Here is a 12,344-nt window from a genome sequence, read left to right as displayed (position 1 = left end):
TCGGGTCAGCCGATGGGGCGGGTCAGCCGAGGCGGCGGGCGGTGATCGCGAGGTGCGGCCGGGATCCGGGACCGCGGCGCGTGTGCACCTCGTCCACCGCGAAGCCGGCGGCCTCGATCGCGGCGGCGAGGGCATCCGGCGACCAGCGCCACGCGCGCGTGACGGCGTGGTCGAAGGGCTCGGCGTCCGGGGCCTGGCCGAGGCCCGCGAACGCCCCGACCAGGAGGCCGCCGCCCGGCCGGATCGCGCGCGCCAGCTCGGCGAGCGGCACGCCGATGCGGTCGGGCGCGTGGTGGATGAGCGAGTACCAGGCGAGCGCGCCGCCGAGCGCGCCGTCCGGAGCGTCGAGCGCCTCCAGGTCGCCGAACTCGAACGGGATGCCCGGATGCGCGGCGCGGGCGTGCGCGACGAAGTCCGGCACGAGGTCCACGCCGCGGACATCGTGCCCGCGCGACGCGAGGTGCGCTGTCCAGTGCCCGGGTCCGCAGCCGGCATCGAGCACCGGGCCCGTGATCCCGTCGGCCCACGACGTGACGAGCGCGAGATCCGAGGTGTGCACCGCGTCGAGGGTGCCGAGGCGCTCCGCGTACTCGGCGGCGCGGGCGGCGTAGGCGTCTCCGACCGGGCCCGTCACCCGCGGCGTCCCGGATCCTCGGCGGATGCGGGCACGCGCACGGGCGCGAGGCCCGTCACAGCGCCTGGCCCACCGCGATCCCGAGGCCCGCCGCCGCGATGCAGACGACGAGCATGCCGACGCCGTTCGCGAGCGCCGCGCCGATCCGGCCCGCCTGCGCGAGCCGCACCGTCTCGAGGCTCGCGGTGCTGAAGGTCGTGTAGCCGCCCATCAGGCCGCCGCCGAGGATGAGGAGGAGGTCGTGCGGGAGGCCCGCCTGCGCGGCCGCGCCGGTGAGGAGGCCGAGGCCGAACGAGCCGGTGACGTTGATGACGGTCGTGCCCCACGGGTACGCCGCGCCGAGGCGGCCGCGGATGACGCCGTCGAGGAGCAGCCGCAGCGCCGCCCCGACGCCGCCGGCCACGCAGATCAGCGCGAACACGAGCGGCCCGGTCACGACGCCGCCCCCGTCGCGCGGCCAGCCATGCGGCGGTGGATCGCGGCACCCGCGGCGATCCCGGCGACGGACGACGCGGCGCCGACCACCAGCGTGATCCCCGCGTAGGCTACCGCCGTGCCGAGCGCGGATCCGGTGAGCGACGCCGCGTCGGTCGCGAGCGAGCTGTAGGTGGTGAAGCCGCCGAGCACGCCCGTGCCCACGAGCAGGCGGATGGCGCGGCGCCGCCCCTCGTCGGGCCCGCGGCGGGCGAGCGACTCGAGCAGCGCGCCGAGCACGAAGGCGCCGACCACGTTGATCACGAGGATCGTCACGGGGAGGCCGCCGGCGGGCGCGGGCCAGGTGAGGGCGAGCGCCTCGCGGATCCCCGTGCCCGCGGCGCCGCCGAGCGCGACGAGGCCGAGCGACGACCAGCGGAGGTGGACCGGGCGGCCCGGGTCGTCGTCCACCTCGATGTCGCTGTCGAGCGGCGCGCCCTCGAGCGGCACGCTGTCGAACGGCACGCTGTCGAACGGCGACCCGTCGCGGGCCAGGCCGTCGCGGGGCGGTCGATCGTCGGTCATGGGGTCTCCCATCTCGGATGGCATGGCGATGCCGAAGAGACAGGGACTGTCGTCGACGAGGATGTCGAGGTTCGGGTACGGCGAGCCCCACCGCCGTGCCTCCCGCGGGAGGCCCCTCCGCGAGGAGGCGGGACCATTGAACCACGACCGGCCGGCGCGGCGGCGTCAGGCCGGAGGCGGCGTCCGCTCGCCGTCGTCGTCCCGGGCGACGACGGAGTCGGGCGCGGCACCGGCGGCGCCCGGGGCCCCCGCCGCCGCGCCCGTCGTCCCGCGCACGCGCCGCTTCAGCGCCCGCCACGGCACGACGAGTCCGCGCTCGGCCGGCGCCTCCACCTCGAGCCCGTAGTGCACGCCGATCCGGTCGAGCAGCAGATCGCGCTCGGCCTTGTCGTAGGCGCGGCGCTCCCGGGTGAAGGCGATCATCGTCGACCAGCAGGAGAGGAGCAGCACCACGCTGAACGGCAGCGCCGTCGTGATCGCCGCGGTCTTCAGCGCGTCCAGCCCGCCGGTGAGCAGCAGCGCGATCGCCAGCAGCGCGGCCAGGATCGCGAAGAACACCCGGAGCCAGTTCTTCGGCTCGATGTCGCCGCCGGACGCGATCATCGCCATCACCAGCGAGCCCGAGTCGGACGACGTGACGAAGAAGACCCCGATGAGGAGGATCGCGCCGAAGGTGAGGACCGTGCCGGCGGGGAGTCCGCCGAGGAGGGCGAACAGGGATCCCTCGATGTCGACCGAGCCGTCCGCGCCGACGAGGCCGCCCGCGCCGTCCGTCTGCTGGTGGATGGCCGCGCCGCCGAGCACCGCGAACCACAGGAAGGTCAGCGCCGTCGGCACGAGCAGCACGCCGGAGACGAACTGCCGCACGGTGCGGCCCTTGGAGATGCGGGCGATGAAGATGCTCACGAACGGGGCCCAGGACATCCACCAGCCCCAGTAGAACGTGGTCCACGAGCCCTGCCATGCCTCGCCCGCCGCGCCCTGCTGGGCCGTGACGTTGAAGGACAGGCCGACGACGTTCTGGAGGTACGCGCCGATGGACTGCACGAAGTCGCGCAGGAGGAACTGGGTCGGGCCGACGATGAGCACGAACAGGAGCAGCGCCGCCGCGAGCGCCAGGTTGAAGTTCGAGAGGATCTTCATGCCCTTGGTGACGCCGGTGACGAGCGAGACGATCGTGACGGCGGTGATCACGCCGATGATGGCGATCTGGCTCACGGTGCTGCTCTCGGCGAGGCCCGCGCTCTCGAGGCCGGCGCCGATCTGGATCACGCCGAGGCCGAGCGAGGTCGCGACGCCGAAGAGCGTGCCGACGAGCGCGATCACGTCGATGAGGTTGCCCCAGCCGCCGCGCACGCGCTTGCCGAGGAGCGGCTCGAGCGCCCAGCGGATGGAGACGGGACGCCCGCGGCGGTGGATCGCGTACGCGAGCGCGAGGCCGAGCACCACGTAGATCGCCCAGGCGTGCAGGCCCCAGTGCAGGAACGTCTGCACCATCGCCTGCTGCGCGAGCTCCGACTCGGTGCCCGTGACGCCGGGGCGCGGCGACGCGAAGTGGCTGAGCGGCTCGGAGACGCCGTAGAAGACGAGGCCGATGCCCATGCCCGCGGCGAAGAGGAGCGAGAACCAGGAGGCCGTCGAGAACTCGGGCTCGTCGTCGTCCTTGCCCAGCTTGATGCTGCCGAAGCGGCTGAAGCCGACGAAGATCGAGAAGCCGATGAAGAACGCCGCGACCAGCACGTAGTACCAGCTGAAGTTGTTGACGATCCCGCTCTGCAGGGTCACGAAGAGGGACTCCGCCGAGGCCGGCGCGATCAGCGTGAAGGCCACGAACGTGAGCACGATCACCGCCGAGGGCCAGAAGACCCAGCGCTTCACGCGGTGGGCGGCTGCGGGGGCGGGGGCGGACGGATCCACGGGGTCGGGCTGCTCCGAGGAGGCATCGGGTGGGGTGGGGGTGGTGATCGCCATGCGTCCATGGTGCCCGCTCACCGACTCGGGCACCATCTGGGGTCACCCGTGCGCCCCGCGGATGCCGCGCGCCCCTGGTCCGCGCCCCGCTCCGCCGGTACCGTCGCAGCATGAACGCGCACGGCATCGTCGCCCCGCCCCCGCCGCCCGAGGGCCAGCGGGCGAAGGGGCCCGCCTCCTACTTCCCGGGCATCGAGAAGGCGCACGGGCGGCCGGTGCAGCACTGGATCGACCTGGCCGACGCCCGGCTCGACGTGGAGCCGCACATGCAGGCGGTCGCCTGGCTGAAGGCCGAGCACGGCCTCGGGCACGGCCACGCCAACGCGGTCGTCGCGTACGTGCGGGCCGCGCGCTCCGCCTGACCCGGGCAGCGGTCGCCGACGCGGCCCGGCCGCCCGCGCTCCCCGCCCGTAGCCTGGGCCCATGCGCACCCGCCGGACCGTCGTCGCCCCGGCCGCCGCGCTCCTCGCCGCGGTCGCCGCGGTGCTGCTGGCGAGCGAGGGGATCCACCGGCTCGCCAGCACGCGCGGCCTCGGCGCCGCCCCCGGTCGCGCCGACGGGCGGGTCGGCCGCGAGGCGGTCGTCGTGCTCGGGTTCGGCAACGCCGGGTCGCGCGCCAACCGGATCAACCGGTACCGCGTCCGGGCGGCCCTCCGCTCGATGGACCCGCGGGCCGCGTCGACCGCGCTCGTGCTGTGCGGCGGATCCGTGATGGGCGACGAGCCCGAGGCCCGGATCCTCGCCCGGTACGCCCGCGAGCTCGGCTACGCGGGTCGGGTCGTGCTCGAGGAGGCGAGCCGGAGCACGCGCGAGAACGTCGCGAACGCGATCCCGCTGATCGAGGACGCGGACACGATCCGCATCGTCTCCGATCCCGTGCACGCGGAGGAAGCCCGCGGCTACCTGCGGGCCGCGCGACCCGACCTCGCCGCGCGGCTCGCGCGCGCCGAGGACTACCGGTTCGGCGAGGTGACGTGGATGAAGCCGCTCGCCATCGTCGTCGCGGTCCTCAGGCGCGCGCGGTCCGGCTAGGCCGGGGACGCCGCCGCCCTACCCGATCCGCCCCGCCGACGCGCGGACCATCCCGAGGTGCCCCGGTCTCCCCAGGCCCCAGCGCGCGACGCGCCCGGGCGGTTACCGTCAGCCGCGATGAACACGCTCCGCCCCCTCCTCGTGATGGATTACGCCTTCTCCTACCTCGGTGGAGCCCAGACGGCCGTCGTCCAGCAGGCGCTCGCGCTCGCGCGGGCGGGCCACGAGGTCACCGTCGCGGCGCCGGACGCCACCTCCGTCCGCGAGCTGCACGGCACGGGCGTCGCCCTGCACGACGTCGCGCCCACCTTCCCCGTCCCGCTCCTCGGCCTGCCGCTCATCCGCGCCGACGCCGCCACGCGCCGGGACCTCGGCGCGCTGATCGACCGGGCCGGCACCGACCTCGTCCTCACGCACTCCGAGCACGGGCTCGCGGCGACCGCCCTGCGGCTCGGGCGCGAGCGGGGGATCCCGACCCTGCACACCGTCCACACCTTCTTCCTGCGCGGCCCGGCGTGGGGCGGGTTCCTCGCGCCCGCCGCCACGGCCGTGCACCGCGCGATGACCGGGCTCCCGGATCCGCGCGTGCGCCTGGCCCCGCGCCGCCTCGACAGCGCGCTGCGCGGCATGACGCTCGCCGCCTGCCGCGAGGCCGACCTCGTGCTCTCCCCCTCCGCGCACCAGGCCGTCGTGCTGCGGGCGGCCGGGCTGCCCGCGGTCGAGGTCCTCTCCAACACGAGCTGCGCCGCGCGCCGGGAGCCCTCGCCCCTGCCGCCGGACGGGCAGCTGCGCCTCGTGTGGGCGGCGCGGTTCGCGCCCGAGAAGCGCCTCGACGTGATGCTCGAGGCGATGGCGCGGGTCGCGGAGCGGTCCGCGCCCGGCGCCGTGCACCTCGACCTCGCGGGCGGCGAGCCGCGCACGCCCGCCCCGCCCGGGGTCACGGTGCACGGGCGCGTGCCGACCGCCGCCGTCACCGCCCTGCTCCGCGGCGCCCACGCGGCGGTCATCACCTCGCACGGCTTCGACAACCAGCCGATGATCGCCATGGAGGCGTTCGCGGAGGGGCGCGCGGCGATCGTCAGCGACGCCGTGCTCGGCGCGGAGTTCGGCGGCGCCGCGCTGCTCGCGGACGACGTCGACGCGGACGGGCTGGCCGAGTCGATCCTGCGGCTGGCCGTCGACCGCCGCCCCATCGACGCCGCGGCCCGCGTCGCGACGCGCCTCGCGGCCTCCGTCGCCCCGGACGCCCACGCGCGGAGCGTCGAGGAGGCGCGCGCACGCGCCATCCGCGCCCACCGCGGATCGGCGACGGCGTGACCCGTTCCCGTCCGCGCCGCTCCTCGGCCGGCCTCGGGATGCCGCCCCGTGGACAGTCGGCGGCTCCGCCCACGCGCGCATGAGACGGTCTCCCGTGCTCAGGATCCTCGCCCTCGTCCGCCTCGCCACCGCGGCCGCCGCCCTGGTCGGCGTCATCGCCCAGTACCACGTCAACCTCGCCTACTGGCAGGGTCTCGGCGTCACCGGGATCGCGGGCAAGTCCCTCGACTTCGCCCTGTTCTTCACGGAGGACTCCAACGTGCTCGCCGCGATCGTCCTGGTCGTGGGCGCGGTGCGGCTCGCGCGCGGCCGGGTCGCGGATCCGGGCGTCGGCTGGGTCACGCTGCGCCTGGCCTCCACGGTCTACCTCGTCATCACGGGCCTCGTCTGGAACCTGCTGCTCCGCGGACTGCCCCAGCCGCCGGCGCTGCAGCTGGACTGGGCCGACCAGATCGTGCACGTGGCCGTGCCCGCCATCGTGCTCCTCGACTGGCTCATCGCCCCCGACCGGCGGCCGCTGCGGCTGGGCGCGGTCGGCCGCGTGATCCTGTTCCCCCTCGCCTGGATCGCCGTCACGCTCCTCCGCGGACCGTTCACCGGCGACCAGGTCACCGGGTCGGCCACCTACTACCCGTACGGATTCCTCGACCCGGCGTCGTCGCCCGGCGGCTACCTCACGGTCGCCGAGTACGTGGTCGGCCTCACGCTCGCCGTCTGCGCGATCGCCGCGGCCCTCGTCGCGGTGTCGCGCCTGCGCTCCCCGACGGCGCCGCGCCGCGCGCCGATCCCCGCTATACGCTGAGCACGCGTCCGCCCGACGCGCCGCCCGACCGCGAGGAGACGCCATCCCGACCATGCGAGAGGTCGCCGCGCGCGCGGGGGTCTCGATCGCCACGGTCTCCTTCGTCGTCAACGGCACCAAGGCCGTCTCCGAGCCGACCCGGCTGGCCGTCACCCGGGCGATGCAGGAGCTCGGCTACCGCAACAACGTCGTGGCCCGGGCGCTCGCCAGCAAGCGCACCCGCATCGTCGCGCTGCTGTTCCCCGCCGACGTGCAGCGCCTCAGCCGCATCGCCCTCGAGATATTCATGAGCGCGGCCACGCGGGCCTCCGAGCTCGGCTACCACCTCGTGCTCTGGCCCACCGGCACGTCGCCGGACGACGTGTCCGACCTCGTGAGCGGCCGGCTCGTCGACGGCGTCATCGTGATGGAGGTGCGCATGGACGACGCGCGCATCAGCGAGCTCCAGGCGCTCGACGTCCCCTTCGTCTCGATCGGGCGCACGGCGGAGACCCGCGACCTGCCCTTCGTCGACATGGACTTCGAGGGCACCGTCGCGGACGGCATCGACCACCTGCAGGACCTCGGCCACCGGCGGTTCGGGCTCCTGGTCGAGGACCTCGAGCGCGGGCCGCTGCGCGGATACGGCCCGACGACCCGCACGGAGAGCGCGTTCCTTCGGGAGACCGCCGCGCGCGGGCTGGGCGGCCGGGTCGCCCGGTGCGCGCCGACGCCGGTGGGCGGACGCGAGGCGGCGGGCGAGCTGCTGGCGGCGGATCCGGGGATCACGGCGGTCATGATCCTCAACGACCAGGCGGCGCGCGGCCTCATCTCCGGGCTCGACGCGGCCGGGCGGCGCGTCCCGGACGACGTCTCGATCCTCTCGCTCGCGTCGTCCACCGAGGTGGGCGCGCTCGTCGAGCCCGCGCTGAGCACCATGGACGCGCCCGGTCCCGAGCTCGGCCGGCTCGCGGTCGAGATGCTGCTCGCGCGGCTCGACGGCACGGCCACCGAGCTGCCGCACGCGCTCCTGCCGTGCCGGCTGCACGTGGCGGCGTCCACCGGGCCGGCGCCGGCCGCCCGCTGAGCCGCGAGCGACCGGCCGCCCCGGCCGAGGGGATCAGCCCTCGGCGCCCGCCCGGTGCGCGCGCGCCGCGGTGATCATCGCGTCGAGCAGCACGAAGCCGACCAGCGGGATCCCGACGAGCGGCAGGAACAGCCCCACGCCGACGCCGACCGCGACGACCGCCGCGATCCCCCACCACGGCGCCCGCACGAGCGCGCCCGCCGGGGCCGGACGGCCGGGGCGCGCGACGCCGGGCCGGCGCTTCCACCACATCAGGTAGCCGAACACGACCATCGCGGCGATGCCGAGCGCCGTCACGGCGAGGAGGAGCTGGTTCGGCAGGCCGAACATGGATCCCTGGTGCGTGTCGATCCCCCACCGAGCGAGCTTCGCGGGCAGCGGGTAGTCGGCGAAGTCGGTGCGGCCCACCACCTGCAGCGTGCTGCCGTCGACGGCCACCTGGTCGACCTCGGTCGGGAAGGTGCGCTGGATCTCGCTCACCGTCCAGGCCGTGCCGGCCTCCTTCGGCGGCGTGATCTCCACGAGCCCCGTGTCCACGTTGACGCCCTGCGCGACGCGGAGGACCTCGTCGAAGGTCGCGGGATCCACGGGCCCGGTCGTCGCGGGCGCGACTGCCGCGTGGTGGCCGGCGTGCGGATCCGCCGCCGACGCCGCGCCCGCCCCCGCCCCCGGGAGCGCGGTCGTGAGGGTGGGCGTCTGCCAGCTGAGCGCCGCCCGGAGGCCGGTCACGTTCTGCCCGCCGAACTGCGACCAGGTGATGCCCGTGGCCGAGAGGAACAGCGCGCCCGCGACGAGCCAGACGCCCGTCGACGCGTGCCAGGAGAGGATCCGCCGGTAGCCGGTGGCCTTCGCCTCCGGCCGGACGAGGTCGCGCCGGCGCGGCGACCGGCGCCAGCGCGCGATCCACAGGCCGAGGCCCGCGACCGTCACGATGCCGAGCCAGCTGGCGGCGAGCTCGCTGTAGAGGCGGCCTGCGTCGCCGAGGCCGAGGGTGCGGTGGATGTCGCTGATCGCCGAACGCAGAGGGAGGGCGCCGCTCGTGCCGTAGACGGGGAGGTCGCCGCGGATGGACGCGTCGGCCGGGTCGACGAAGATCGCGCGGCTCTCGCTCGCGCGGAGGCCGTCGCCCGTGAACATGACGCGCGTCGTGTCGCCCGGAGCGGGGGCCGGGCGGACGGCGACGAGCGCGCCGGATCCGCCGACCACGGCCTCCGCGGCCTCGACCTGCGCGGCGAGCGGCACGGTGGATCCCGTCGCCGGCGCATGCAGCTCGTGCGCGTAGACGACCCGCTCGGCGGTCGGCGCGAGCGCGTAGGCCGCGCCGCTGAGCGCGGCGACGAGGATGAAGGGGCCCACGAAGATCCCCGCCAGGAAGTGCAGGCGGAGCAGCAGCGGGAGGAACCAGCCTCGCTGCGGGCGGGCGACCGCGGGGGTCGCTGCGGGCGGATCGGGCTCGGCGGCGGGACCGGCGGCGTCCGCGCGGTCGTCCACGGCGGTCATCGGCGGCCGCCCTGCTGCGGGCGGCGCATGCCGATGGTGAGGAGCATCACGGCGACGACGCCCACCACGAGGCTGCCGAGGCCGAGGAGGCGCGCGACCGGATCCACGGGCGCGACGGCAGCGACGGCCGCGGCCTCCGTGCCCGCCGCGGAGCCGGAGCCGGCGGCGCTTCCGCCGCCCCCGGTCGCGGCGTCGGTCAGCGTGATCGCCGGAGCGGGGTGGTCGGGCTCCGTCCCCGCCGCGGGCGTCTCGGCCCAGTCGGTGGATCCCTCGACGCAGGTCTGCAGCGTCGGGAACGCGACCACGTCCCCGGCCGCGCCGTCGACGGGCAGCAGCGCCTCGACCTGCACGGTCGCGCGGAGGGCGTCCGGCAGCGGGGTGTCGGCCGTGTAGGTGACGGTCGTGCCGGCGGCCGCCTCCTGCTCGGCGACCGACCAGCCGGGCGCGAGGGTCGGCTTCACGGCCTGCACGTCGGCGGGGAAGCGGATCGCGAGGGAGGTGGTGGCGGACCCCTCGCAGCCGTGCCCGACCGCGAAGGTCAGGACGCTGAGGGTGGCGGGGGCGGTGGAGGAGGCGTCGAGCTCGACGTGCGCGGAGGCGGCGAGCGGCCCCGAGACGGCGAGCGCGAGGCCGACGGCGGCGCCGAGGGCGGCGGGGATCCGGCGGGGGCCGAGACGGCGGGCGGGTCGGCGGGCGGGGTGCGTGGTGCGGGAGGGCATGGCTGTCCTTCGGTGGGTGCACGGGTGTCCGTGCACGGTCCGGGCGTGCGGGAGGCGCGCGGCGGCGCGACGTCGGCACGCCCGGGCGCGCGGGGCACGGGCGGGCGGATCGGCGCGGCGGTCGCGCGGGACCGCGCCCGGGCTCCGAGGGAGCGGCGGCGGACGCGGATCAGGCGGCGAGCGCGGGCGACGGCGGGCCGCGGCGGCCCTGGATCCGGGCGTCGAGCAGCGAGACCAGGCGCGCGGGACGGAGGTCGCTCGCGAGCCGGCGCGGCCGGGGTGCGCGGGCGGGCTCGGCGAGCGCGGCGGCCAGCGCGACCGCGGCGCCGACGAGCACCCCGACGGCGCCGCCCACGGCCGCGCCGACGCGCAGGGCGAGGGCGCGCACGACCCGGCGGACCGCGTCGGCGCCCGCGCGCAGCGAGCACACGCTGACGATCCCGGCGATCACGTGGGCGAGCAGCATGTCGCCGTCGTGGCCCGGGGGCATCCCCGCCATGGCGGATCCGCCGGCCAGGGCGCGCGCGGCGTCGGCCGCGGCGTGCCCGTGGGCGTGGCCTGCGGCCGGGGCGGCGGCAGCGGAGGCGGACGTGCCGGCGCCGGTCGCGGATCCGCCGAACGTGAACGCGGCGTGCAGCACTCCCTGCGTCGCGCCGATCGCGAGCACGAGGTGGACGAGCGTGACGCGCCGGCCGCCGAGCGCGAAGCACAGCGCGACCCCGAGCACGAGCGCGAGCGCCAGGACGAGCGGATGCGGGATCCCGCCGCCGGCCGCCGCGTGCGCGGTCGCCGTGACGAGCGTGCAGACCAGGGCGGACAGCGCCGCGCGCAGCGTCCGCTCCTGCCGTGCCTGCACCCGTCCGCCTCCCGGTCGTCCGGACCAGGGTACGCGAGCGCCCGCCGGCGTCAGCCCGCCGGCGTCAGCCCGCCGGCGTCAGCCCGCGACGGGATCCACCGTCTTCCACGCGCTGCCGTCGGCCGAGCTGCGCTCCACCGCGTCGAGCACGCGCTGCACGCGGAGCCCGTCGGCGAAGGAGGGCTGCGGCTCGCGGCCCTCGGCGATGTCGTGCACGAGGTCGCGCACCTGGTGCGTGAAGGCGTGCTCGTAGCCGAGGCCGTGCCCGGTGGGCCACCACGCTGCCGTGTAGGGGTGCTCGGGCTCGGTGACGAGGATCCGCCGGAAGCCCAGCCGGTCGGCGGGCGCGGTCGCGTCGTACAGCTCGATCTCGTTCAGGCGCTCGAGGTCGAAGGAGATGGCGCCGTCGGATCCGCTGAACTCCAGCCGCAGCGCGTTCTTGCGGCCGGTGGCCATGCGGGTCGCCTCGAAGCTGGCGAGCGCGCCGCCGGCGAGCTTGCCGGTGAAGTAGGCCGCGTCGTCGACCGTGACCTTCCCGCGCTCGCTCGACGCGACGCCGCCGAGGCCGCGCGTCTCCGCCAGCAGCGGGCGCTCCTCGACGAAGGTGCGGAGGAGGCCGCTGACGGCGTCGAGGTCCTCGCCGGTGATGAACTGCACCGCGTCGACGATGTGCGCGCCGATGTCGCCGAGCGCGCCGGATCCCGCCGCGTCCTTGTCGAGGCGCCAGGTCATGGGCCCCTCGGCGTCGGTCAGCCAGTCCTGCAGGTAGAGCGCGCGCACCTGGCGGAGCTCGCCGACGGCGCCCTGGGCGACGAGGTCGCGGGCGAACGTGATCGCGGGCACGCGGCGGTAGCTGAAGCCGACCATCGCGCGGATCCCCTTCGCGGCGGCCCTCTCGGCGGCGGCCGCCATGATCTCGGCCTCCTCCACCGTGTTGGCGAGCGGCTTCTCGCACAGCACGTGCTTGCCGGCCTCGAGCGCGGCGACCGCGATCTCCACGTGCGTGCTGCCGGGCGAGCAGATGTCGACGACGTCGATGTCGTCGCGCTCGATGGCCGCGCGCCAGTCAGTCTCGGCGCGGTCCCAACCCCAGCGGTCCGCGGACTCCTGCGTGCGCGCCTGGTCGCGTCCGACGACGGAGACCATGCGCGGCGCGAGCGGCAGGTCGAAGAACGCGGGGGCGACGCGCCAGGCCTGCGAGTGGGCGGCGCCCATGAAGCCGTGGCCGATCATCGCGACGCCGAGGCCGCCTCCGGTCGTCGTGGCGGGGGCGGCGGGCTGCGTGTCGGACATGGGACTCCTTCGTCTCATACAGGGTGCGTATCCACGGGCGGTGATTCGTTGCGGATCCCGTCAAATGTACGGGGAGGCCGCGGGCCGGGACAAGGCGGCGCCGCACGCGACGACGGCCGGACCTCGAGGGATCCGGCCGTCGTCGGGCGTGGTGC

General features: G+C 76.1%; 13 protein-coding genes. 5 read left to right on the top strand and 8 right to left on the bottom strand.

What is annotated here, in order from left to right; genetic code table 11:
• Window positions 1-22 precede the first annotated feature (22 nt).
• From BFL37_RS09915 to BFL37_RS09900, 4 genes are all read right to left on the bottom strand, one after another.
• The gene (locus BFL37_RS09915; RefSeq protein WP_086514960.1) at window positions 23-634 is read right to left on the bottom strand and encodes a class I SAM-dependent methyltransferase; all 612 of its coding nucleotides are present in this window, start codon (window positions 632-634) and stop codon (window positions 23-25) included.
• A gap of 55 nt (window positions 635-689) precedes the next feature.
• Entirely contained in the window at window positions 690-1,070 is a 381-nt protein-coding gene (locus BFL37_RS09910; protein ID WP_086514959.1) for a fluoride efflux transporter FluC, read from the bottom strand.
• The gene (locus tag BFL37_RS09905; RefSeq protein ID WP_241533946.1) at window positions 1,067-1,633 is read right to left on the bottom strand and encodes a fluoride efflux transporter FluC; all 567 of its coding nucleotides are present in this window, start codon (window positions 1,631-1,633) and stop codon (window positions 1,067-1,069) included. The genes BFL37_RS09910 and BFL37_RS09905 overlap by 4 nt, the downstream gene beginning before the upstream one ends.
• 165 nt (window positions 1,634-1,798) lie before the next feature.
• A complete protein-coding gene (locus BFL37_RS09900; protein ID WP_086514958.1) occupies window positions 1,799-3,604 on the bottom strand; it encodes a BCCT family transporter in 1,806 nt (601 codons plus the stop codon).
• A 110-nt stretch (window positions 3,605-3,714) separates the two neighbouring features.
• Between BFL37_RS09900 and BFL37_RS09895 the strand changes: the two genes are divergently transcribed.
• The 5 genes from BFL37_RS09895 (at window position 3,715) to BFL37_RS09875 (ending at window position 7,821) form a co-directional block, all read left to right on the top strand.
• Window positions 3,715-3,966, top strand: coding sequence for a DUF4287 domain-containing protein (locus tag BFL37_RS09895; RefSeq protein WP_086514957.1), 252 nt, complete (start codon window positions 3,715-3,717; stop codon window positions 3,964-3,966).
• Window positions 3,967-4,027: 61 nt separating this feature from the next.
• Window positions 4,028-4,636 (top strand): YdcF family protein, encoded by a 609-nt coding sequence (locus tag BFL37_RS09890; RefSeq protein ID WP_086514956.1) that lies wholly within the window; start codon window positions 4,028-4,030, stop codon window positions 4,634-4,636.
• A gap of 117 nt (window positions 4,637-4,753) precedes the next feature.
• Complete coding sequence (locus BFL37_RS09885) at window positions 4,754-5,953, top strand: glycosyltransferase family 4 protein (protein ID WP_086514955.1); 1,200 nt, start codon at window positions 4,754-4,756, stop codon at window positions 5,951-5,953.
• A gap of 94 nt (window positions 5,954-6,047) precedes the next feature.
• Window positions 6,048-6,755, top strand: a complete 708-nt coding sequence (locus BFL37_RS09880) for a Pr6Pr family membrane protein (protein WP_241533945.1) — start codon at window positions 6,048-6,050, stop codon at window positions 6,753-6,755.
• A gap of 52 nt (window positions 6,756-6,807) precedes the next feature.
• Window positions 6,808-7,821 (top strand): LacI family DNA-binding transcriptional regulator, encoded by a 1,014-nt coding sequence (locus BFL37_RS09875; protein WP_086514953.1) that lies wholly within the window; start codon window positions 6,808-6,810, stop codon window positions 7,819-7,821.
• Between the two features lie 33 nt (window positions 7,822-7,854).
• Here BFL37_RS09875 and BFL37_RS09870 read toward each other — a convergent pair whose 3' ends face one another.
• The 4 genes from BFL37_RS09870 to BFL37_RS09855 form a co-directional block, all read right to left on the bottom strand.
• Window positions 7,855-9,321 (bottom strand): PepSY-associated TM helix domain-containing protein, encoded by a 1,467-nt coding sequence (locus tag BFL37_RS09870; RefSeq protein ID WP_086514952.1) that lies wholly within the window; start codon window positions 9,319-9,321, stop codon window positions 7,855-7,857.
• Entirely contained in the window at window positions 9,318-10,040 is a 723-nt protein-coding gene (locus BFL37_RS09865; RefSeq protein WP_086514951.1) for a YcnI family protein, read from the bottom strand. Before BFL37_RS09865 ends, BFL37_RS09870 begins: the two co-directional genes overlap by 4 nt.
• A 169-nt stretch (window positions 10,041-10,209) precedes the next feature.
• Window positions 10,210-10,896 (bottom strand): hypothetical protein, encoded by a 687-nt coding sequence (locus tag BFL37_RS09860; protein ID WP_086514950.1) that lies wholly within the window; start codon window positions 10,894-10,896, stop codon window positions 10,210-10,212.
• 78 nt (window positions 10,897-10,974) lie between these two features.
• On the bottom strand, window positions 10,975-12,189 hold the full coding sequence (locus BFL37_RS09855; RefSeq protein ID WP_172403788.1) for a Gfo/Idh/MocA family protein: 1,215 nt from the start codon (window positions 12,187-12,189) through the stop codon (window positions 10,975-10,977).
• Window positions 12,190-12,344 lie beyond the last annotated feature (155 nt).

Origin of the sequence: Clavibacter michiganensis, from assembly GCF_002151125.1 — a bacterium.
Taxonomy (GTDB): Bacteria; Actinomycetota; Actinomycetes; order Actinomycetales; family Microbacteriaceae; genus Clavibacter; species Clavibacter michiganensis_C.
The sequence above is the reverse complement of the archived record's forward strand: the minus strand, read 5'-3'. Positions and strand labels throughout refer to the sequence as shown.